The following is a 23782-nucleotide window of genomic DNA, read 5'->3' on the forward strand; positions in this document are numbered from 1 at the left end:
CACATTTAATTATATCGAAAATTCCGTTTCATACACAAAAAATAAAGAAGGGACACCCACTCCATTACAGAATAGATGTCCCTTCTTTGTACTTTATATTTACCCCTTACGGATTAGTAGACCAAAGTCCTGCTGATTTAATAAATGTACGTTTATTTAATTTCAGCTGCGCTACGATAAACTCTGCAATATCTTCCGCTTGCATTACTTTATCAGGGTTTCCATCAGTTAATCCTAAGTCTACAGCCATGTCAGTTGCTACTGTACTTGGTGTTAAAGCTGTTACACGGATATTATGTTTACGAACTTCCATCGCTAACGATTCTGTTAAACCAAGAACACCAAATTTAGAAGCACTATATGCACTTGTTACAGGTGCACCTTTTTGTCCTGCTGTAGATGAAATATTAATAATATCACCAGATTGTTGTTCAATCATACTTGGTAAAGCTGCACGAGTTGCATAGTATACACCCATTAAGTTTACTTGAATGATTTTTTCCCAATCAGCAACTTCTAATTCTAAAAACTTACCGAATTTAGAAATACCAGCGTTATTAATTAAAATATCGATAGATCCTAAACCGTTTTTTAATGTTTCAATTGCAGTAGTTACCTCTTCATATGAAGATACGTCAGCAGTCGCAATAACAGCTTTTACGCCTTCTGCTTCTACTTCTTTCGCAACTGCTTTTAAGTTTTCTTCTGAACGAGCTAAAAGACCAACATTTACGCCTTCTTTCGCTAATGCGATCGCTACAGCGCGACCAATCCCTCTACCTGCTCCTGTAATTAAAGCATTTTTTCCTTGTAATAATTCTGCCAAGTGTAACACTCCTTAATCTTCTCAGTTGTTTATTATATTAAAAGTGTAGCTATGTTTATGTAAAAAGGCAATGATGCACTTTTATGTGCGTAGGTTACTTATAGGTAACTATAGTAATGGTAAATGCATTTTTAAAGAAAAATAGTGTTAGAAGGCCTCCTTCTAACACTATTTTTCTTCATGATTTGGAATACGCACAATAAATTCTGTACCATTTCCTTCTACACTCTCAACTTTTATTTTTCCTTGATGAAGGTCGAGTACTTTTTTTACAATTGCTAGACCTAATCCACTTCCTCCATAAGCACGGTTTCGTGAAGAATCCGCTTTATAAAAACGTTCAAAAATATGTTGTTTCTGTTCTTCAGATATACCAATTCCCGTATCATGAATACTTACTTCCAGGAATTCTTTATGTTCTTTTAAATGAATTGTAATCGTGCCACCATTTGGTGTGAATTTAATACTGTTATGAATTAAATTAATCCATACTTGGCTCATACTTTCTTTGTCTGCAGTAACACACACTTTATCCATATCAAGATCTAGCTCAAGTCCTTTTTCATCCCAAAGAGGCTCACTATTTAACACAATTTGTTTCAACTGTTGATCTAATCGATAAGTAGCTCTTTCTGGTGAATACTCCTCTGACTCTAAAAGTGTTAGCTTCAATAAATTTTGACTCAATTTAGATAATCGCGTTGTTTCAGTTTCAATAATAGTAAGATAATGTTTTCTTTTTTCAACTGGTAGATTATCGTCTTGTAGCGCTCGAGCAAATCCCTTAATAGATGTTAATGGCGACTGTATTTCATGAGAAACATTCGATACAAATTCTTGTCTCATTTTCTCCATTGCATTAAGTTCATCCGTCATATCGTTAATACTTTTTACAAGCACACCAATTTCACCATCATACTTTTCTTCATTCCGTATTTTTACAGAGAAGTCCCCTTTTGCAATTTTTTGTATCGGTTCAATGATCGTCCAAATCATCGCCTCTCGCTTCGGTCTCATTAAAATTCCGATTAATGTCCAAATAAGAACGATAAAAACAAAGCCGACCATATCACTAATTAGAAAAGTAATAAAAGGCGATACGTTTATTTCAAAAGCTTTCATTACACTAGACGATACAAAAAAGGCTATTGACCAAATTATAGTAAGAAAAGCAAAGAGCGCTACTATCGCCCCCATTACTTTTAACATCTTCATCTTACTCATTCTTTCTCTTTTTCTCATTTACTTACCTCTAAGCGATACCCTAAGCCCCTTATCGTCCTTATACTAAACTTTGATAGCTCTTCTTGAAACTTTTCACGCAACCGATTAATATGAACGTCTAGCGTGCGTTCATTCCCTTCAAAATCATATCCCCATACGTCTTCTATTAATTGCTCTCTTGAACAAGTTCTTCCCGCTTTAGATCCTAATGTAAAGAGCAACTCAAATTCTTTTAGCGGCAGCGTCACCGTTTGTTCTCCAACGTTAACTTCAAATGTTTTACGATTTAACAGTACATTCCCAACTTGAATAGATTGCGATACTGTAATTTGGTAACGTTTCAATAATGCCTTCACTCTCACAACTAATTCTAAAGGATCAAATGGTTTTACAAGATAATCATCTGTTCCGAGGTGAAATCCTTTTACTTTTTGAGATGTTTCACCTTTAGCAGTCAGCATAAGAATTGGGATATCATAGTATTTTCTTAATTCATAACATAAATCAAACCCATCCATATTTGGCATCATAATATCAATAATCGCCATTTCGACTTTCACTTCTTCTATTTTTCGAAGAGCATCTAATCCATCAACGGCCTCATATGTTTGAAAACCTTCTCGTTCCAAAAATACAGAAACAAGTTCTCTAATGTGCGGATCATCATCTACAATTAAAATTTTGGGTATCAAGGAATCATATCCTTTCTGCTTAACATACTTTTTAGCACTCTAAAATCAACAAACAGTGAAGTGCCCCTTCACTGTTTGTTTTCATTCTATAATGCTCCTTCTTTAATTTTCAATTGTTGCATTGCAAATTCACGGTACATGTCATGTGTCCGTAATAACTCATCATGTGAGCCACTTCCTGTAAGATTCCCTTTTTCAATAAAGATAATTTTATCTGCATCTACAACAGTAGAAAGTCTATGCGCAATAACTAAAGTTGTTCTACCTTTCATTAAGTTATTTAACGCCTTCTGAACAACCGATTCCGATTTACTATCAAGACTTGATGTCGCTTCATCTAACATAAGGATTTGCGGGTTTCGTAGTAACGCTCGAGCAATCGCAATTCGTTGTCTTTGCCCTCCAGAAAGCTTCACACCACGCTCTCCAACTTCTGTTGCGTATCCACTTGGTAAATCATGAATAAACGCATCAACATACGCCATCGCTGCTACTTTTTCAATTTCTTCATCCGTCACTTCACCCTCAACACCGTAGCAAATATTATCACGAATCGTTCCATCAATTAACGGACTATCTTGTGAAACGTAACCAATTTGACGTCGCCATGATTGTAATGAATATGCTGTAATTGGTTCTTTCCCTAATTTTATGAAACCACTAGTTGGCTCATAAAAACGTTCTAACAGCGAGAATAAAGTTGTTTTTCCGCTACCACTTGGTCCTACAATCGCCGTTACTTTTCCAGATTCAATCGTGAAGTCGATATTTTTCAAGATTTTCTCTTCTTCGTTATACTCAAAATGTACATTTTCAATAACGATCGGCTGCTTCGCATTTGTAACATTCATACCTGTTTCATGATCTTCTACTTCATATTCTAAAATCGTATTAATTCTTTCGGTTGCACCAATTGCTTTTTGGAACTGAGTAAAGAACATTGATAACTGACTCATTGGCATAATAATTTGAACCAAATACAAAATAAATGCTACAAGTTCACCTGTTGTTAATGCACCACTAGAAACTCGCATTCCACCATACCCTACGATAATAACAAGCAATGCCATTAAAACAAACGACATAACAGGTGAAATTAATGCTTGCACTTTTCCTTCTTTCAAACCAAATTGCAATAATTTTTGGATACCTGTATTACCTGTTTCATATTCTTTTTTTTCCGTATTTGAAGATTTTACTAAACGAATTTCTGATAGTACTTGTGTTAATACACTAGTAAAAGAAGCCGTTTCATCTTGAAGTGCTTTTGAAATCTTATACATTTTCCGTCCAAGTGGAACTAAAATTAGTACCGATAATGGAATAACCGTTAAAAGTAAAATTGTCATTTTCCAGTCTAAAACAAATAATACAATTAATGACCCAATAATTGAGATACCGCCTGTTAATAAGTTTGACAAATGCTCAGAAATTAATGTTTTAACAACACCTGTATCATTTGTCATACGACTAATTGTATCTCCCGTTCTGTTTTGATCATAATAAGACACTGGTAAAATAAGTACCTTTTTCCACAATCGTTCTCTAAGTCCAGCTACAATTTTTTGTCCAATATAATTCAGTAAATAAATTGACAATCCTGCAGCAATTGTTTGAATAATAAAGAATGCAATTAATCCAACAATTTGTCCCGTACTAATTGAAGAAAGTGAAAAATTATCAACTAAACCTTTTGTCAGCATTGGAATAAACAAACTCGCTCCAGTAGAAAGTAAGCTCATTATTAATGCAAAAATAAGAATGCCTTTCGGTGGATTTGTATCTTGAATGAGACGTAAAAACTGCCTCCAATTCCCTTTTTTCTTTTCTGTATTCCTAACTTCCATTGTCGTTCATCTCCTCGTTATAAACAAAACTATTCTTTCTAAAACTAGAATACGCTATAAATGTAAACTGAATGTAAACACACTTTTTTCTAATTTTACAAAATATACATATAAACTCATCTTTACAACAAGTATAAATATCTGATATTATTACCTGGTACTTATTATTATTCTATGCAAATTATAGACTACGCATAGAAAATATATAACTAATTTTATCAATTAGCTAATTTAAAACACTATATAAATCTCCAGCATTGAAAGGAGTATCCTTTTTGCAAACAAATACACATTCCGAAAAGGAAACAATCATTTTTATTCATGGATTAGTTGGAAATCGCCGCGCCTTCAAAAAAGAGCATAAACGATTTTCTGCCTCCTACAACATTATAACTTATGATTTATTAGGTCACGGCGACGATAAAGGAGAAGCTATCGACTTTTCAATACAGCGCCTCGTAGATCAATTATTGAACTTGTATGAAAAAGAGGGAATTAAAAAGGCTCATATTTGCGCTCTAAGCTATGGCTGTTATATCTCTACGACATTTGCACAAATGCATCCAGAAAAAGTATTGAGTATTTGTCATATTGGTGGACATTATAATAACCCTTCCCGTTTATATAATGTTTTTCAGAATTTTTGGGAAAAACGTGGTGATGAATATTCATCTTGGCTTTCTCAGTATGCTAGTACTATTTTTCCAAGTGGAATACTAAGGGCAAATCCGTTCGCTGTTATTTCACGAAATATTTATTACCGTTTCGGATTACAATTACACTCGTCCATTATTGCTGAGTCATTACGACACCGCTTAGAATTCGACTTAAAATCTAAATTAAAAGCACTTCCCCATCCTATATTATGGGTGATGGGAGAACATGATCATCTCTATAAATCTTGTCTATTCGATTTAAAATCTATTCTTCCAAACGTTCTATATAAAGAAATACCTTTAGCAGGTCATGCAGCAAACTTATTCCGTCCAAACTATTTTCATGATTTATATGCTAAGTTTTTGCATGGGAAATTAAAATAAATACTACTATAAGTTTATATAACTATGAAAAAGGCTTCCCAAGTTTCCCTGGAAAGCCTTTTCTCTATACGAAAAGTATATAAACTACTTTTTCTTAGTATGCTTTTGTGTAACCTGTTAGGTGTTTAGCCCAGTAAGAGTTATTAATTGAACTAATTCTTACACCAACCGTTTCATTCTCTGCACTAATGAACTGACCGTTTCCTAAGTAAACACCCATGTGAGAAAGACCTGGTTTATAAGTGTTAGAGAAGTATACTAAATCACCTGGTTGTGGATTGCTAGTTTTTGTTTTAGAGCTCCAGTATCCAGCAACTGTTTGACGAGCGCCTTTATGACCAGTTTGATTTAATACGTAGTGAATGAATCCACTGCAGTCGAAACCATCAGGAGTTTGACCACCAAATACATATTTTGAATCCTTTAAAGATCTAGCGAATCCAGCGATTGAAGATGTATCTCCACCAGTTGGCGCTGTTGGTTTTTGTACTTGGTTCGTACCTTGGTTACCACCAGTAACTACATTGTTCACTCCGCCTTTTACAAACTTAACAAAGTCTGCACTTACGTAACCAGTGCGGCCATTATGGTTAATTTTATACCAACCATTTTCAGCGCCAGTAACGTTTAATACTGTACCATTTGTTACCCCACCAATTACAGGGTTATATGTAGCTGGACCTGTACGTACTTTTAAAGCACCTGTGTTAACAACATATGATCCACCAGTTTGAACTGTAGTAGTATTGTTGTTGTTTGTAGTTGGTTGCTGAGTTTCGTTAGATACAGCTGAACCACCTTTTGTTACGAAGTCTTTACTTACGTATCCAGTTCCACCATTGAAGTTAATTTTAAACCAATCTTGAACTTCACCTACAACTTGAACTGTTTTTCCTTTATTTACAGAACCTAAAACAGTATGAGATGCACTTGGGCCTGTACGTACGTTTAATGAAGAAACGTTTACTGTGTAAATACCTGTTCCTTGCTGAACAGTAGTAGTAGTTCCTTTATTGCCACCAGTTGTTACGAAGTCCCCACTTACATAACCTGTTTGACCGTTTACACTAACTTTGAACCAACCGTTTTCTTGTCCAATTACTTGAAGTACTTGACCTGATTTCACTTTAGAAATAACGTTATGTCCTGTACCAGCACCTGAACGTACATTTAATACATCAGCTGTTACTGTGTATTTTAATTCAGAAGTTGTTTCTACCGTTTTTGTTTCAGTTACAGTCGTTTGAGTTTGAGTTTGAGTTTGTCCATTAATTTCTTTTAGCGCATCATTTGAAACTTGTGCATGAGCAGAATCCATTCCTGGCACTGCTACACCTACTACAGATGCTGCTGCTAAACCTGCGATTACTTTTTTCATAAGTTGTCTTTACTTCCTTTCCCTACTATCCTCTTGAGAAAACTATAAACTTAGTACTTTACAATATTATCAAAGTAAAATATTCATCCAGTTCCATTTTTTAGCAAGAGTTTTATTTTTCACACATCGTTTATTTTAAACGATTGAAGTGAATTTAGTGTGAACTTCATGTGAACTTTATCATTAAACAGTGTGTTTTTGCAACGATTTTCTCAAATTTCTTATGTATTTCATTGAAAATTCGACATTCCATTCATTATCTTAATATATATTTTTCTTTTGCTACCCACTTTAAGAAACTCTATTAATCTAATACAATGCAAAGAATGTATTTTCTAGTAAAGTCCCTTCCATGAAGCATGCTCTTATCATGACAAAAAATGCTTTTTTTATCAATAGTATAATATTTTCAGAAAACTATTTTTGATATTATCCATCGTTTTTAAAAGATTTGACGATTTGTAAGATTTAACTCCAAAAATTCTGTTCTAATTTGACGAAAATGCACATCCCACTATCTATTTTTCACTATCCATGGAATTTTCAGGATATTTATATTATCATATATAAAGTAGGATTTTAATCCATACAAATTTTATTCACCCCACACTGAAACCAATCAAACTTTTACAGGTCGGTATTCTATACGTAGCATTGAATTTTGATATGGAAGCCTTACTGCCCGCAAATAGTGAGATAAAAAAAAGGAGATATATTTATGAAAAACATAATAGATGATCCTATAAATAAAAATATAGAACTGTACTATGCTTTTTTTCAATTCGTTTCAATTATAACATTACAAAAAGTATCAACTATTGAAACACGTAAAAACAAATTAAAAAATCAGATGAAAAATCCCTACAAAAAAAATCCTTACTACTTATAAAAGGTGAACAGATTATATCTCTGTTCACCTTTTATTTTTTATTTTATTTGTAAATTTTCACACGAGTTTCTAATGGCTGATATTCTTTATCTCCTGCAGAAACTACTGGTTTACCAAATGGCATTTGCGCAGTTAACTTCCAGTTTGCAGGTACATCCCATTCTTTCCTTACTTCTTCATCAATCAACGGATTATAATGCTGCAATGTAGCACCAAAACCTTCAATCTCTAATGCTGTCCAAATCGCAAATTGCAACATTCCAGAAGATTGCTGAGACCATGTAGGAAAATTATCTTTATATAGTGCAAAGTTCTCTTGCAAACTTTCTACTACTTTACTATCTTCGAAATACAGAACTGTTCCATAGCCATTTTTAAATGCATTCATTTTCTCTTCAGTAGGTGCAAAATTATTTTCAGGCACAATTTTTCGTAACGTTTCTTTCGTAACATTCCATAATTTATCGTGTTGTTCACCTAGTAATACAACAACTCTTGCACTTTGAGAATTAAAAGCCGAAGGTGTATGTTTCACAGCATGATAAATCACTTCTTGAATTCTTTCATCAGAAACTACTTGCTCTTTACTAATCGCGTAAATAGATCTTCTGTCTTCAATTGCTGAGTAAAAATCTTTTGCCATTACAATTCCCTCCAATTTTCATTTGAGGCAGTATCATATGTACGAAGCATATAATGCCTCTCGAACTTATTATTAATAAGTTCTTAACTTAATAATATCAACAAACAAAAACAAACTCAAATGATATCACTTGGTTTTTCACTTCCTATACGTCAAAAAATAAAAAAACAGCTTATTATCACCAAAATCAAGGTTCAAATAAACTGTCTGTCTTTTTTTATAGCGATTAACTTACTTCTTCACCTAATTAACCAATTGAAAAGCATAGGACATCAGCTTCTGTGTTTCTGTAAAACGTTTTGTTTTACTTTTTGTCCCCATAACAACTGTAATAACACGATTATCGCCTTGTTTTGCAGTACCTGTAAAACAATACCCTGCGCTATCTGTAAACCCTGTTTTTAAACCGTCTATTCCTTCTATATATAAAGCTTTATTATTTTTGTTTAACATCTCATTTGTGCTTGTAACATTAACATTATTAAATGCTAACTGACTTTGACGTAAGTGAGTCACTTCTAATATCTCTGGATAGTCTTTTATAAGATGATACGCTAATTTCGCTACGTCAGCTGCTGTCATTTTTGTTTCACTTCCGTCGGGCTCCTGCAATCCGGAAGCATTCGCGAATTTAGCTTTATCTGACATTTCTAACTGCTTTGCTTTTTCATTCATAAGTTGAACAAAGTTTTTTTCTGTCTTAGCTACATGTTCCGCTAAAGCGACAGCCGAATTATTAGCCGATTCAATCATTAACGCATGATATAAGTCCTTAACAGTTAATGTATCATTTGCTTGCATCGGGATTTTTGCACCCTCTGTTTGTGCCGACTTTGCACTTATTTTCACTGGATCTTCCCAGTGGACTTTCCCATTATGTATACTCTCTAAAACGAGATATGCTGTCATCATTTTTGACATACTAGCAGGGGCAACAGCTTCATTTTCATTATTTTGATAAATAACTTCTCCATTACTCGCATCGATAATAATAGCTGCTTTTGCATCAATTTCTGGTGGTATATATTTTGGTGGAACTACTTTTTCAGATAGCCCTGTTTTAGGTAGCTCTGCCACTTGTAAAGGCTGAGTATCTACATTTGTTTCACTCTTTTGAACTCCTTGGAAAAAGAACCAACATATACCCAGAATTACTACTAACAGGATTGTTAATCTTCCCCATTTTAACCGCTTCATTCTAAAACTCCTTTAACAAACCTTTTATACACTCATGTTTAACCATAACAACAATTACTTTATATCGTCAAGGTAAAAAGCATATTTATTCATCTATAACAATTATAATTTCAACCTCGTTCTCTTTTTCATATGTGTTACACTAAAAACAACGAAATATAAGAATATTCAATTACATTTGAACACAAAAACACTATATAATAGAAAGGATTTATACAAATGATACTTCCAAAAGCATTAAAATATGGCGATACAATTGGCATCTACTCTCCCTCTTCACCAATAACCTATACTTCTCCAAAGAGATTTGAGCGAGCAAAATTATACTTAGAACAGAAAGGTTTTCATATATTAGAAGGTTCACTAACAGGTCAATATGATTATTATCGCTCCGGGAGCATTAAAGAACGTGCTGATGAATTAAATGACTTGATTAGAAACCCTAACGTCTCTTGTATCATGTCAACAATTGGGGGACTGAATTCAAATTCATTATTACCTTATATTGATTATGAGACTTTTCAAAAGAATCCTAAATTAATGTTTGGCTATTCAGACACAACAGCATTATTACTAGGTATTTATGCAAAAACAGGAATTCCTACATTTTATGGTCCAGCACTTGTTCCTTCTTTTGGTGAATTTGAGCCTTTCGTAGATTGCACGTACAAATATTTTGCGGATACTTTATTAACTGATCAACACCTTCCTTACAACATAAACCAGCCGTTATTTTGGTCAGATGAATTTATTAATTGGGAAGAAAAAACGAAAGAAAAAGATCTTCGACCGAACAATTGGATTTCAGTAATTGGTGGGAAAGCTACTGGACGTATTATTGGTGGGAATTTAAATACTATACAAGGTATTTGGGGTAGCCCCTATATGCCACTTATTCAAGATGGTGACATTCTCTTTATTGAAGATAGCTCAAAAGATGCAGCTACTATCGAAAGAAGTTTTTCATCACTTAAAATTAACGGCGTTTTTGATAAAGTTTCAGGTATCATCCTTGGAAAACATGAGCAATTTGATGATTGTGGTACAAATAGAAAACCTTACGAAATACTATTAGAAGTATTACAAAATCAAAAACTTCCTTTTCTAGCCGATTTTGACTGTTGTCATACTCATCCAATGATTACTTTGCCAATAGGTATTCAAGTAGCGATGGATGCAACAAATAAAACAATACAAATTATAGAAAAGTGGAAAATCTAACTCTACTACCTCTATAGCTACGTAGGTCCTTCTATTGTTTTATATTTTAAAGACAAATTTATAATTAATGCCGCATTAAAGGGTTTGGCATTAAAGCAAGCATCTGCATTAGAATCATTAAGTTATATCATCATTTTAATTTTCAGTTGGTACTTCCTAGGGGAGAAAATCACGAAACGAAAAATCATTGGCAACATTATTATTGTCATTGGTGTAATCATCTATTGTATTCAATAACAAAAAGATCCGTTTATGATAAACGGATCTTTTTGTTATTGCCCTAAATTTTGAACCTTATCTTTCAAATCACGAACTTGTTCTATCGTCTGCATAAGCTCAGAGTTTTTAAACTGCTCTACATTCATTTTTCCTTCCTCTATCTTTGTCATAGATGTATCAATTAATGTATTTAACTTTTCATTATAACCGACGATTTGCTGGTGAAGATCCTTCGCTACATCTGGTGGTGTTAATTCATTAAAAGCTGGTATATCTTGTTTAATTTCAGTAAGTTTCGTTTCTAGTTCTTTCCGGGCTTCCCCATCCTTAACAGCCTTTTCAGCTAATGCTGGCGCTTCATTTGCAAATGCACTTATTTCATTTACATAGTCTGTCGCTTTTTGAGCGTAATCTATGGAGTTCTTCCCTTCCTCTACTAGCGAACATCCCATCAAACCAATTGAAACTACAATTGAAAGTAACATTGTTTTTGTAAACTTCATTTTCACCTCCTAAATAATTTCCATACTTTCATTCATTTATAAACACTTTATTTTCTTCTTATACACTTTATCACATCATATCTTATTTTTTAATCTTCCTCTTATACATTCTAGAAAAATCATTATTATCCTGTTCAACATGTACCTCGAAACTATCTTCATTTAAATATAAAAACAGACATACTTATTTTTCAGTACGTCTGTTTTCCAGGTACGTATAACTCTCACTAATTAAAGTTTCTCTTTATCCTCTCACATGCCCTATTACTGTTATAATATCTATGTCTATATGTACACTAATAATATCTTCTATAATGTCTGTATATCCTTGGCCTAAAGGTGTTCCGTAATGTAATAAAATTTCTTTTTTTTCATAAACTGACTTCGGTACTGTAAAAATAAATTTCCTCAGATTCCGCTCATCAGCAGGCTCCAGAATTAAAACAATGCCATCCTCTTCAAACATATAATCACGCCTTCCAACAATCCATTCACTATGGCTCAAGTATTGCCTTGAAAGGATAGGTTTTAAACACCCTTTCTAACAATATATAACCATTTCATGATCAAATAGCTTATACAGCTTATATGATTTCACCACAAATACAAAAAAACACGAACCTTGAACTACCAAGAATTTGTGGTTTTTTGCATTTCATTCCTATATACCTTTATCAAGCTCATATAACCTACGATATTTCTCATTTTCTTTCAGTAGCTGTTCGTGACTACCTTGCATAGCGATTTGGCCACTATCAAGGAAAATAACTTCATCTACATGTTCAATTCCTACAAGATGATGTGTAATCCAAATAACAGTCTTTTCTTCTGTTGCAGAAAACATTGTTTCTATTAAGGCTAATTCCGTTTTAGGGTCTAAACCGATAGTCGGTTCATCAAGTACAATAATCGGTGTTTCTTGCATAAGAGTTCTTGCAAATGCTACCCTTTGCCTTTCTCCGCCAGAAAACCTCTTTCCCATTTCATGCATTTTTGTTTGTAATCCATCAGGAAGAGAAGCAATGTGTGGTGCTAGCTGTGCTTTCTCTAAAGCTTTCCATATCTCTTCATCATTAGCCTCTGGTTTACCGATCCGCACATTATTTCCAATTGTCGTATCGAATAAATGTGGTTTTTGGTTTAATACAGAAATATATTTTGACAAAAAATCCGTATGAGCTTGTTCACCATTCAATATAACTTGGCCACTTACCGGACGTAATGCCCCAGTTAACAGTTTTAGTAAAGTAGATTTTCCTGTTCCACTTCTACCTAAAATAGCAATTTTCTTTCCTGCCTTTATTTGCAATGATACATCTTTTAATACAGGTTCATTACTATCCGGGTAATTATACGACACATTACTCAGTTCAATATCTATATATTTTGATACAACGTATTCTTTGTTTACAGGTAACTCCTTACCACCATCCAAAGTGCTCTCACTTTCTACGCCATTAAGCCGATGAGCAGATTCTACATAAGATGGAATTCGATCGATAGCATCTGATATAGGGATAAGCGCATTTGTCACAGATAATGTCATTAATACGAACGCTGCAATAACTGTAGGTGCAATCTGTTCACTTGCTGCTGCATTTCCAGTCCATATAATCATTGAAATGACTACAATACCTACTGTTAAGTGAATGAGACTGTCTCGAATATGGTACCAGCGTTTCACTCTCTTTTCTGTCTTTAATAACTGGACATTTTGCGCTACATACTCATTAATAAATTCATCTTTTCTACCACTCGCCTGCCAATCAGATAACCCAAATACAGCATCTGTCAATTGTTGATACAAACGATTTCTTCCTTGCTTCAAAGCAACATGATGTCGTTTCATCAAAACTAGTGATACGAATGGAAGAAGAAAAACAATAACAGCTAACATACAAGCTGCGATAAGTGCAAATACTAAGTCAAATGCACCGATAACAATTATGAAAATGCTATATACAACTAACGCTAATATACTAGGGAATATTGTACGTAAATATAGATTCTGTAAATGTTCTATATCATCAGACAATACACCTAGTACATCACCAGTTTGAAATCGAGAGCGTAAAAATAACGCCTGTGGTTCTACAATTCTATATAGTTTTGTCCTCATTTTTTCTAAAATTCGTAGAACGACGTCATGCCCTACTAAACGCTCTAAATAATGAAAGACAGCTTGCCCTATACTAAACGCACGCGTTGCAACTATAGGTACATATACAGCCATTACATTTTCTGGTCTGAGAGCAGATTTAGAAATTAAATAACCTGAAATGAAAAGTAGCATCGCACCTGAACTAACTCCAAGAAGCCCGAGGAAAATAGTCAACGTCATTCTACCTTTATTTTGCTGTATATGAGGTTTAATCCAATTACTCATCGCTCTCCCCTCTCTTCCCTATGAAAATGTAATGTCTCATTCTTTAAAAGTTCTTCATATGTTCCACTTTCTTTAATTTCCCCTTTATTTAAAATAAGAATATGATCCATTTGCTTCATCCAATGCAGACGATGCGTTGCAAGAAATACTAACTTACCTTCAAACAGACGTAACATCGATTGCTTTATTTCAAATTCAGTTTCAATATCAAGATGTGCTGTAGGTTCATCTAATAAAATGATTGGCTTTTTACTTAAAAGTGCACGTGCCATAGCGACACGTTGTTCTTGTCCGCCACTAAGCATACGTCCACCTTCTCCAATTCTTTCGTACATCCCATGTGGTAATGATGCAACGAGCGAACGAAGACCAACTTCATTAATAACTCTCTCAACTTCTTCATCAATTGTATTCGTTTCATAGAAACAAATATTATCTTTTAATGAAAGCGGAAAAATATAAGGTTGCTGCGGAATATAAGCAATATTTTTTTGCCAATCTTCTCGAGTAGATTCACCAATTTCCACACCATTTACTAACATCTTCCCACCCGAAGGCGGTAGAAATCCTGCTAACACATCGATTAACGTTGATTTCCCTGCCCCACTTTCACCAATAATGCCTATAGCACCGTTACCTTGCCAAGTAAAATCAATTCCCTCTAATATAGCCTTTTCAGATTCATCATTATTTACTTTTACATCTTGTAATTTCAAACTACTAGAAGAATTCCATACTATATCTACATTTGAATCTTTCTTTTCTATTTCTTTTTGTTTCTGTAAAATTTCTTCTATTTGCTCCATTGCAAGTTGTCCATCTAATGTAGCATGATAATTCGCTCCAACTTGCTTAATCGGCAGAAAATATTCCGGCGCTAAAATTAAAATCGTAAGAGCTGGTAACAGTATAATTGTCCCATCTATTAACCGTATCCCTAATCCAACTGCTACAAATGCAATTGATAAACTCGTAAAGAAATCTAATGCAAAAGAAGAAAGAAAAGCAACTCGCAAAGTACGCATCGTTGCTTTTCTATATCGTTTACTTACTTTTTCAATCTTTCCTTCGTGCTGTTTACTTTTCCCTAAATACTTTAATGTTTCTAATCCTTTTAACGTATCTACAAAATGATTAGAAAGTACACGATATGTCTCATATTGGCTATCCGCCATTTTCTGCGCTGCTAATCCTAGAAGGATCATAAATATGATCACAATTGGAATCGTTACAACTAAAATGATTCCAGACTTAATGTCCAGTGTAAAAACATATAGAACAATTAGCCCTGGAACGATACTACTTCTAATCATTTTAGGAATTGTCAATTCAATATATGTTTTAAATTTCTCAATACCTTCTATCGATAAAGTAACCAGATGACCAGTCCCATTCGTTTGGACAAATCTCGGCCCTAACGTAAAATATGCTTCTATTAACTGTTTACGTAATGCAAATCCTGTTTTTTCAGCGAAACGCTCAACCAATATTTGCGATGTTCGCACTAACATTTGGCGTGCTGCAAACGTGATCCCAAAATAAACAGTTTCATTTAGCACAGCTTGCACTGTTTCTCCATGAAATAAAAATGTGATTGCTCGTGCTAAAAATACTGTCTGCGCAATGATACTACACGCCTCTAAAATGCTAATAAGACTTAAAGTTACATATAAAACTCGGCTACCAGGATACGACGGAAGTCCTCTTTTTCTTTTCATTAGTACTCCAAATCTTTTTCTGACTTAACAGGTTGTCTAAATACATAGAAACTCCATATTTGACTACCGATAACAAACGGTAAAATAGCAAGAGAAAAATAGCTCATCAGTTTTAATGCATAAGGTCCTGATGCCGCATTATAAATTGTCAAATCATTTACCGCTCCTAATGAGCTAATCATGACACGCGGGAACATACCGATGAACACACTTGCACTTAACAAAATGATTGTTAAACTCGTCATAAAGAAAGCCCAACCATCTCTTCTTCTTTTATTTAATAAAGTAGAAACAAATAGCGCTACAAAAGCTCCAATTGGAACCATTAGCCACTCTGAACCATGTGCGGTGAAAATATCTGTTTTCCATAACCCTACAGCTGCAAAAACAAGAAGTGTTATTAATGCAAAAGGTGCAATCTTTGTCGCGGCAATACGTGCGCGTTCTCGTAATTTTCCTGTTGTACGTATAGTAAGGAATTGCAAACCATGAACAATACATAGAAGAAGAAACATAACTCCCCCAAGTAACGCAAATGGGTGAAGTAATTTCATAAATCCGCCTACCATATTTTTACTTCCATCAATTGGTACACCTGTCATAAAGTTTGCGATTGCAACTCCCCAAAGTATAGGAGGTAGCAAACTTCCAATAAACATGCCCCAATCCCAGAAACTCTTCCATTTATGATTTTCTATTTTCGCACGGAATTTAAAGGAAACACCTCTTATAATTAATGCAAGAAGCATAAACACAAATGGAATATAAAACCCACTAAATAAAGTTGCATACCAGTGCGGGAATGCCGCAAACATAGCGCCACCAGCACAAACAAGCCATACTTCATTTGCGTGCCAAAACGGCCCAATTGTATTTAAATATATACGTTTTTCCAAATCGTTTTTCCCTAAAAACCTTGAAACGATTCCTACACCAAAATCGAAACCTTCAAGTACAAAGAAGCCAACGAATAAGGTTGAGATAATTAGAAACCACAACTCATTAAGAGATAACATACTCTTCCTCCTTATCAAATGGATCATGGCTTTGATAATCCTTTTTCGTTTTCTTATTCGCATGTCCTTTAATGATACGAACGAATAAGTAAACAGTAATTCCTCCAACAATTAAATATAGTGATGTGAATGAAACAAGAGAGAATAATACTTCTCCAAATGAAACGTTTGGAGATACAGCATCTTCTGTTTTCATAACACCGAAGACAACCCAAGGCTGACGTCCCATTTCAGTCATAATCCAACCTACTGTATTACCGATAAACGGTAGTGCAATTGCATATACCATTATTTTTAAATACCAAGGGTTTTCAGTTAAGCGATCTTTTCTTGATAAGAACCAGCCGTACATTCCTAAAAGAAGCATGAATGTTCCACTCATTACCATCGCTCTAAAACTCCAGAACATAGTATGTACTGGCGGAATATAATCTCCAGGTCCATATTTTTCTTCATATTGTTTTTGAATTTGATTCATCCCTTCAACTTGACCGCTAAATTTATCGTATGACAATAGACTTAGCATATAAGGGATTTGAATTTCAAACGAATTTTCTTTCTTCTCTGTATCAATTTTTGCAAATACTGTAAATGGCGCTGGATCCTCACTCGTATTCCATAATGCTTCAGCTGCTGCCATTTTCATCGGATGTGACTTAATTAAATTTTGTGCTTGTGCATGACCGAAAAATAATACCAATGCAGTTGTAATTGTTCCAACAACGATAGAAACTCGGAACGATTTTTTAAACACCGCCGTTTCTTGACCTTTTGATATTTTCCATGCACTTACACCTGCAATAAAGAATGCACCAGTTGCAATTGCCGCTGTAATTGTATGTGGGAATTGCACCCATAATTGTGGATTTTGAATAATCGCCCAAAAATCATTCATTTGCGCACGTCCATCTGCTGCCATTTCATATCCTACTGGGGCATGCATAAATGCACTTGCAGTTAAAATCCAAAATGCTGATAACATTGTTCCTATTGAGAGGAGCCAAATACATAAAAGGTGAACTCGCTTCGGAAGTTTATCCTCACCGAATACCCATAAACCTAGGAATGTAGACTCAATGAAAAATGCTAATAAACCTTCAATTGCAAGTGATGGTCCGAAAACATCACCAACAAAACGTGAATACGTTGACCAGTTCATACCAAACTGAAATTCTTGTAAAATACCTGTTACTACACCTACTGCGAAGTTAACAAGGAATATTTGTGTCCAAAACTTTGTCATCTTCTTATAAATTTCTTGTCCCTTTACCACATACAACGTTTGCATTAACGCAATGATAAAAGCTAAACCTATAGACAGCGGAACGAAAAAGTAATGAAAAATCGTTGTTGATGCAAATTGTATTCGTGCCAATTCGAGCGTTTCCATGCTAAAGTCACTTCCTTCATATTTTTTTATATCGTAATATCGATTGAATTGTATGAATTCACTTCATAACGAACAATTCAATCATTTGGAAATACAAAAAGATAAATTCGTTTATGTACTTTCTGAAAATATAGATTGTCAGTTTTTTAGATAATTACAAAAGAACTTTCTTCATACGATTTACCTTTTCACTATTTCAGTAGTGTTTTATTCGTTAATCGAATTGTATAATATACTTACATAATAAATTCAGGTGATTTTTGACGTATTATTGACAGGATTTTGTCTGAAATATGTCTTTTGTAATTTTTTTGAATTAGATTTTTCACATTTTAAAAACGTACTTTTCAAACATACAACACACTCTTATATCAATTATTATTATATTTTTCTCTTCATACGCTTGACTTTCCTCTTGAAAAATGTCCTCGAATCAAACCTGAAAACACGTTAGATTTTTGTCAAGAGAAAAATGTATTTCCAAAATTCAAATCAACAATATTGTTATTCACAAATAGAAAAAAACTCCCCTTTCTCTAGACATAAAATTCGTTTTTTTGCCATTTTTCAAACTGACTAAATAAAAAAGTACCGAGAATAGATTATATTCCCGGTACTTTTTTCATTATTTCGTTGTATATTTTCTAACAGCCGGCATAATTTCAGTAGCAATTAATTCAATGTTTTTCTCAATCTTATCAAATGGTACACCGCCAAAATCAATCTGTGCCATAAAACGTTGCTGTCCAAATAATTCATATTGATAAAGTATTTTTTCAATAATTTGTTGCGGGCTACCAATCATTAACGCATCACGGTGATCTACTGCGTTAGTAAATTGTTGTTTTGGATACCCACCACCGCGTAGCGCAAGCATACCAGCATTAATATGAGGATAATATTCACTAAGTGCATCTTGTGAATTTTCTGCTGTATAAAATAAACTTGTTGTCGCAATTGGTAATGTTGCTGGATCAAAACCACTTTGCTCAGCTGCTTCACGATATGCATCAACCGAAACTTTAAAATTAACAGCTGGGCCACCAAGTGTCGTAAGCATCATTGGTACACCTGCGCGTCCTGCCTTAATTGCACTAGCAGGTGGCCCTCCAACAGCACGCCAAATTGGCATATTGTTATTTTTAGCTCTCGGTATAATTGCCGCATGTTCAAGTGGCGTTCTAAACTGCCCTTTCCATGTTACACTTTCTTCTTTATTTATTTTTAATAAAAGATCCATCTTCTCTTCAAATAGTTCTTCATAATAATTTACATCGTAACCAAGTAAACTATATCCCCCAATACGAGATCCACGACCAGCAACGATTTCAGCACGACCACTAGAAATTAAATCAATTGTGGCAAAATCCTCATATACACGAACCGGATCTGACGTGCTTAATACTGTTGCGGAACTCGCGATTTTAATGTTTTTCGTAGCTTGTGCAATAGCTCCTAAAATAACTGTATGAGCTTGCGTTGTAAAATGCGCTTGATGACTTTCACCGACAGCAAACACATCAATTCCAGCTTCATCTGCTAACTTAGCTGTTTCAATTAGTTCATGAATTCTTTTTTCTGCACTTATTTTCGAACCATCATGCGGATTTAAAATATGATCTCCAATTGAATATAATCCAAATTCAATTCCCTTACTTGTATCAATACGGTATTTTTCCATAGTTGCTCTCTCCCTTTTAATAAAGCGGTATTAATTTCTCTTCAATCTCTTTTCTTCTCTCTTCTAAAAATGGTGGTAAATCCAGCTCTTTTCCTAATTCTTCAACTGTTGAATCTACTGTAAATCCTGGGCCATCCGTCGCAATCTCAAATAAAATGCCATTTGACTCACGGAAATATAAACTTTTAAAATAAAAGCGATCGATAATCCCTGTTGATTGGAACCCTTTATCTTTCACCGCTTCATTCCAATAACTCAGTTCTTCATCATTTTTCACACGAATAGCTAAATGATGAATACTTCCTTTTCCTGGTCTTTCACTCTCTCCATCTTGCTGTTTCACCAAAATTTCTCCAAAAGATTGACCATCAATAGATTGATAAATCCCCTCATCGTCTGAACGAGATACTTCTTTATAACTAAACAAACCTGTTAATGTTTTTGATAATTTATTTAAACTGCGCACTGTCATTTCAACTGTTCCCATGCCTAAAATACGATGATTCTGCTCTACAGAAGATTCATCCCATGCAGTCCAATATTCAGGAACCTCTTCATCTTTATTATTTAACAGCACTAACCGTAGACCATCTGGATCTTCAAAGTGCAGTGCGTCTCTTCCGGCGTAAGTTGTAATTTCCCCATGCGCCACCTGGAGTGACTCAAAACGTCTCTTCCAAAATGTAAGACTTTCTATTGAAGGTACGAGCAAGCCTATTTGTGTTATTGCATTTGTACCACGGATTGTTCTACCTACATTCGGCATTTCAAAAAATGATAATTCAGTTCCGGCACTCCCTGTTAAATCACCATAAAACAAATGATACATAAATGGATTATCTTGATTGACTGTCTTTTTCACCCGGCGTAATCCTAAAACATCTCGATAAAAATTATTATTCGTTTTCGCATTTTTAGTCACCATAGAAATGTGGTGATGTCCTGGAATTGTATACATAAAACTTCCTCCTCTTTATCACTTGATTAGTCAATTGATTAAGTAAAAAAAATTACTCATTCGGTAATTCTTTTTTTTCACTATGCTTATGAACTTTTGACATCAACTCGTATAGTATTTTCTGCTCTTCTTCATTTAATACATCATCAAAAAATGATGATTGAAATGCAAGTTGCTCTGGCAATGCTCTTTCTAAAGCCGCTTCCCCTTGCTCTGTAAGACTAATTGTTTTCGTTTTCCAATCTTGTTTTCGTATAATATATCCTTCTTTTTCAAGACGTGTTAACATTCGAGAAATACCGCCTTGTGTAACGGTAACCTTTTCTGCTAACTCCATTTGTGTTAATGGCTGATAAGTCCGTATTTGCAAAAGCACATCAAATTGGGCTGTTGTTAAATCAAAACGTTTTAAAAACTCATTTGACATTTGATTACTTTGGTTCGTAAATCGTATTAAACGTAGCCATATTAACGATCCTATCGTATTTTCACGCATGTTTCATCACTTCCTAGCGTTGATCTTACTATCACTTTACCACTCAAGTGATAGTAATGCAAGTAGAAATATGTTAAAAATACCTCCCAAAATCATTATTCTTAACTTTCCATTTCATTCATTGCTATATTTAAAGCTGCCACAGCTTTTGGCCAACCAACGTAAAAAGCCATATGTGTTATTAATGCAACTAATTCATTCTCCATTATCCCATTTTGTTTAGCTAGCTTCAGATGAAATGGTAATTGTTCTGTATTACCAAGACTGATTAGTGCCGACAATGTACATAAGCTTCTTTCTCTTAATGTTAAAGCGGCATCCCGCCACACTTCCTCAAATAATATCTCTTCACTATAATGAGAAAATACAGGTGCTACTTCTCTCATTTTCTTTGGAATATAGAATTCAATTGGTTCATTCATCATTTTGCTCCCTTCATTTTTACCAATTGTGCCATCCCTTGACCAAATGACCAGTTTTCAGCAGCTATCTCATGTAATGTAATAAAAATGTCAGTAACTTTCACATTAGAACATGCTGAAATTTCAAAGGATATAGATTGATACAAACCTTTTTTCTGTTGCACTGTTCTTCCAGGTCCACATGTAATAGAAACATGAATCATATTCTCAGTTCTCATTTCTCCTCTTTCCAACAAATAATATGGATTATACAAAAATTGATTTTGTTGATAAGGTAAAAATATTTGAAAATAATCATTTTCAGGGATGTCGAAATGTTCAATTAATGAAAGATGGATACATTCACCTATCTTTTTCAACTCTTCTTTATTTAATATATCTTCATGATAATAAACGTTCACAAAAGGCATAGATTTTCATTCCTTTTTCTTAATTTAGCATTCAACAACATATCCTCGTGAAATATGTAAAATCTCATAAATAGTAACATCGTCCATTACATCTATTTCAGGCTTTTCCTTATAAAAACTGAATTGACTATATCCCCACTTATCCGGATTATAAACTATTACATTCCCTAAACATTTTTCTATGTTTTGCACATTTTCATTTACTTTATTTAATTGCGTCCCAATCAGCGATTTACTTTGAGAAATACTCCCTGCATATTCAACAGCATATCTACTTTTTCTAAAATCATTACTTAAATTAACAACTAATGGAACACCTATATTTATTTGTTGCCACCCAAACGATTGCAAAATATTATCGTAATACCCTTCAAAGATAAATTTATTCAGCCCTTCATGACCATTCCAAATATATAAAGGTGCATAACAATTATGGAAACCCCCATCCTTACCTGCCTCAGCAATTAAATAAGCCTTAAAATTCAACCCTTGAAAACCATCCGTTTTATAACCATTCTTTTTCACCCTTTCTCTAATAGTCCCCATATCATAATCTTTTGGCAAAATGACCTTATATTGCATACCAATCATGTTTATCACTCACTTTCGATCTTATATATATAATGATAAACCGATGATCGGCTGACGTAAAATAGGTATAAATTATGTTTGATATCATTTATAATGATACCGTATAAGGGGCTGAAATGAATGGAAATAAATGATCTTATCATATTTAAAACTGTAGCTAACGAAGGATCTATTAGTAAAGCCGCTAAAGAGCTAGGCTATGTACAACCAAATGTAACTGAGCGAATCAAAAAATTAGAACAAGAATTAGAAACGCCTTTACTACATAGAGATAACAAAGGTGTCTCCCTGTTACCTTCTGGTGACATTTTATTAGACTACACGAATAAAATATTAGCTCTTTTAGAAGAAGCCAAAGATGAAATTAAAACAAGTGCATCTTCTTATGTAATAGCGACGTCACAATCTATTTTGACTAATTATTTAAGTATGCGTATTAAAGAAAATTTCAGGAATTATCAAATATATATAGAAAGTAGTAGCCATTTACAAAAACTACTACAGCAACAAAAAGTTGATATGGTCATAACTTATGAGGATTATCCCGACGCAGCGTTTAAAAAAGTATTCACCACTTCAATTTCTGTAGGCTTATTAAAAGCGAAAGAACAGTGTAACATTGACTTTTCAAAAGAACTTTTCTTTGTTAGTAACGATAAAAAGTGCCCTTTTAGAAATATGACAATACAATTTCTAAAAGAAAACAATCTATCTCAGCATCAACTTCAACAGTTAGATTCTTATTCGCTTATTGAAGAGTTTATTGTTGAGGGAAATGGGATAGCTTTTTTACCGATTAGAAATGATAAATTAGTTCCAGTTGAAAATGTCGCGGTTGAAAAACTACCTATTAACTTCTTTACAACTCGAGACTTAGATAAAGTGATTCCAGGTGAACTATTTAATTAATAAAAAGGCTACACTTGTCGTATTTTACGGGTAAATAGATATCCCTTGTCGAATCGCTAATATAACTTCATATACTATCGTACGGCCTAATAAAATAAAAAGGGATGTTACCTAGTTAATATGTTT

Annotated in this window: 23 protein-coding genes and 1 pseudogene; 5 read left to right on the plus strand and 19 right to left on the minus strand. The window is 34.0% G+C overall.

Annotated elements, in window-relative coordinates; all coding sequences use genetic code 11:
- Nucleotides 1-106: 106 nt before the first annotated feature.
- The 4 genes from MR066_RS14240 to MR066_RS14255 all read right to left on the minus strand — a co-directional run bounded on the left by MR066_RS14240 (nt 107) and on the right by MR066_RS14255 (nt 4589).
- A complete protein-coding gene (locus MR066_RS14240) occupies nt 107-826 on the minus strand; it encodes a 3-ketoacyl-ACP reductase (protein ID WP_002012353.1) in 720 nt (239 codons plus the stop codon).
- A gap of 168 nt (nt 827-994) precedes the next feature.
- A complete protein-coding gene (hitS, locus tag MR066_RS14245; RefSeq protein WP_016103187.1) occupies nt 995-2068 on the minus strand; it encodes an envelope stress sensor histidine kinase HitS in 1074 nt (357 codons plus the stop codon).
- Nucleotides 2065-2742 (minus strand): envelope stress response regulator transcription factor HitR, encoded by a 678-nt coding sequence (gene hitR, locus MR066_RS14250; RefSeq protein ID WP_002031358.1) that lies wholly within the window; start codon nt 2740-2742, stop codon nt 2065-2067. Before hitR ends, hitS begins: the two co-directional genes overlap by 4 nt.
- An 86-nt stretch (nt 2743-2828) precedes the next feature.
- On the minus strand, nt 2829-4589 hold the full coding sequence (locus MR066_RS14255) for an ABC transporter ATP-binding protein (protein ID WP_002031356.1): 1761 nt from the start codon (nt 4587-4589) through the stop codon (nt 2829-2831).
- A 275-nt stretch (nt 4590-4864) separates the two neighbouring features.
- Here MR066_RS14255 and MR066_RS14260 point away from each other — a divergent pair, with 275 nt between their 5' ends.
- Nucleotides 4865-5629 carry an alpha/beta fold hydrolase gene (locus tag MR066_RS14260; protein ID WP_242247521.1) on the plus strand — a complete coding sequence of 255 codons (765 nt, stop codon included), beginning with the start codon at nt 4865-4867 and terminating at the stop codon, nt 5627-5629.
- A gap of 94 nt (nt 5630-5723) precedes the next feature.
- Here MR066_RS14260 and entFM read toward each other — a convergent pair whose 3' ends face one another.
- Nucleotides 5724-7007, minus strand: a complete 1284-nt coding sequence (gene entFM, locus MR066_RS14265) for an enterotoxin EntFM (RefSeq protein ID WP_242247522.1) — start codon at nt 7005-7007, stop codon at nt 5724-5726.
- A 718-nt stretch (nt 7008-7725) separates the two neighbouring features.
- On the opposite strand from entFM, the gene MR066_RS14270 reads away from it, so the two are divergent.
- The gene (locus MR066_RS14270) at nt 7726-7896 is read left to right on the plus strand and encodes a hypothetical protein (protein WP_016126784.1); all 171 of its coding nucleotides are present in this window, start codon (nt 7726-7728) and stop codon (nt 7894-7896) included.
- Between the two features lie 43 nt (nt 7897-7939).
- Here the strand turns inward: MR066_RS14270 and MR066_RS14275 are convergent, their stop codons facing one another.
- Both MR066_RS14275 and MR066_RS14280 read right to left on the minus strand, forming a co-directional pair.
- On the minus strand, nt 7940-8539 hold the full coding sequence (locus tag MR066_RS14275) for a nitroreductase family protein (RefSeq protein WP_016094247.1): 600 nt from the start codon (nt 8537-8539) through the stop codon (nt 7940-7942).
- 243 nt (nt 8540-8782) lie between these two features.
- A complete protein-coding gene (locus tag MR066_RS14280; RefSeq protein WP_242247523.1) occupies nt 8783-9736 on the minus strand; it encodes a D-alanyl-D-alanine carboxypeptidase family protein in 954 nt (317 codons plus the stop codon).
- Between the two features lie 219 nt (nt 9737-9955).
- Between MR066_RS14280 and MR066_RS14285 the strand changes: the two genes are divergently transcribed.
- Both MR066_RS14285 and MR066_RS14290 read left to right on the plus strand, forming a co-directional pair.
- Nucleotides 9956-10957: a S66 family peptidase gene (locus MR066_RS14285; protein WP_242247524.1), complete on the plus strand. Its 1002-nt coding sequence runs from the start codon at nt 9956-9958 to the stop codon at nt 10955-10957.
- Nucleotides 10958-11011: 54 nt separating this feature from the next.
- A pseudogene (locus tag MR066_RS14290) lies at nt 11012-11194 on the plus strand (EamA family transporter); the annotation flags it as partial.
- Nucleotides 11195-11229: 35 nt separating this feature from the next.
- Here MR066_RS14290 and MR066_RS14295 read toward each other — a convergent pair.
- The 12 genes from MR066_RS14295 to MR066_RS14350 form a co-directional block, all read right to left on the minus strand.
- Complete coding sequence (locus MR066_RS14295) at nt 11230-11679, minus strand: DUF6376 family protein (RefSeq protein ID WP_002135750.1); 450 nt, start codon at nt 11677-11679, stop codon at nt 11230-11232.
- Between the two features lie 244 nt (nt 11680-11923).
- The gene (locus tag MR066_RS14300) at nt 11924-12145 is read right to left on the minus strand and encodes a hypothetical protein (RefSeq protein WP_063217781.1); all 222 of its coding nucleotides are present in this window, start codon (nt 12143-12145) and stop codon (nt 11924-11926) included.
- Nucleotides 12146-12340: 195 nt separating this feature from the next.
- Nucleotides 12341-14065: a thiol reductant ABC exporter subunit CydC gene (gene cydC, locus MR066_RS14305; protein ID WP_242247525.1), complete on the minus strand. Its 1725-nt coding sequence runs from the start codon at nt 14063-14065 to the stop codon at nt 12341-12343.
- On the minus strand, nt 14062-15783 hold the full coding sequence (cydD, locus tag MR066_RS14310; protein ID WP_061689786.1) for a thiol reductant ABC exporter subunit CydD: 1722 nt from the start codon (nt 15781-15783) through the stop codon (nt 14062-14064). The genes cydC and cydD overlap by 4 nt, the downstream gene beginning before the upstream one ends.
- Entirely contained in the window at nt 15783-16799 is a 1017-nt protein-coding gene (gene cydB, locus MR066_RS14315; protein ID WP_242247526.1) for a cytochrome d ubiquinol oxidase subunit II, read from the minus strand. Before cydB ends, cydD begins: the two co-directional genes overlap by 1 nt.
- Nucleotides 16786-18189 carry a cytochrome ubiquinol oxidase subunit I gene (cydA, locus tag MR066_RS14320; protein WP_002031333.1) on the minus strand — a complete coding sequence of 468 codons (1404 nt, stop codon included), beginning with the start codon at nt 18187-18189 and terminating at the stop codon, nt 16786-16788. The genes cydB and cydA overlap by 14 nt, the downstream gene beginning before the upstream one ends.
- Before the next feature lie 625 nt (nt 18190-18814).
- Nucleotides 18815-19870 (minus strand): LLM class flavin-dependent oxidoreductase, encoded by a 1056-nt coding sequence (locus MR066_RS14325; protein WP_242247528.1) that lies wholly within the window; start codon nt 19868-19870, stop codon nt 18815-18817.
- A 16-nt stretch (nt 19871-19886) separates the two neighbouring features.
- Nucleotides 19887-20828: a ring-cleaving dioxygenase gene (locus MR066_RS14330; protein ID WP_002126899.1), complete on the minus strand. Its 942-nt coding sequence runs from the start codon at nt 20826-20828 to the stop codon at nt 19887-19889.
- A gap of 52 nt (nt 20829-20880) precedes the next feature.
- The gene (locus MR066_RS14335; protein WP_002012331.1) at nt 20881-21324 is read right to left on the minus strand and encodes a MarR family winged helix-turn-helix transcriptional regulator; all 444 of its coding nucleotides are present in this window, start codon (nt 21322-21324) and stop codon (nt 20881-20883) included.
- A gap of 101 nt (nt 21325-21425) precedes the next feature.
- Nucleotides 21426-21749: a carboxymuconolactone decarboxylase family protein gene (locus MR066_RS14340; RefSeq protein ID WP_033709001.1), complete on the minus strand. Its 324-nt coding sequence runs from the start codon at nt 21747-21749 to the stop codon at nt 21426-21428.
- The gene (locus MR066_RS14345; protein ID WP_002031325.1) at nt 21746-22156 is read right to left on the minus strand and encodes a tautomerase family protein; all 411 of its coding nucleotides are present in this window, start codon (nt 22154-22156) and stop codon (nt 21746-21748) included. Before MR066_RS14345 ends, MR066_RS14340 begins: the two co-directional genes overlap by 4 nt.
- A gap of 24 nt (nt 22157-22180) precedes the next feature.
- The gene (locus tag MR066_RS14350; protein ID WP_242247530.1) at nt 22181-22747 is read right to left on the minus strand and encodes a DUF4865 family protein; all 567 of its coding nucleotides are present in this window, start codon (nt 22745-22747) and stop codon (nt 22181-22183) included.
- 120 nt (nt 22748-22867) lie between these two features.
- Between MR066_RS14350 and MR066_RS14355 the strand changes: the two genes are divergently transcribed.
- Nucleotides 22868-23656, plus strand: a complete 789-nt coding sequence (locus MR066_RS14355) for a LysR family transcriptional regulator (protein WP_002031321.1) — start codon at nt 22868-22870, stop codon at nt 23654-23656.
- Nucleotides 23657-23782: the final 126 nt, after the last annotated feature.

This window comes from Bacillus cereus group sp. BfR-BA-01523, from assembly GCF_022662615.1.
GTDB lineage: Bacteria > Bacillota > Bacilli > Bacillales > Bacillaceae_G > Bacillus_A > Bacillus_A mycoides.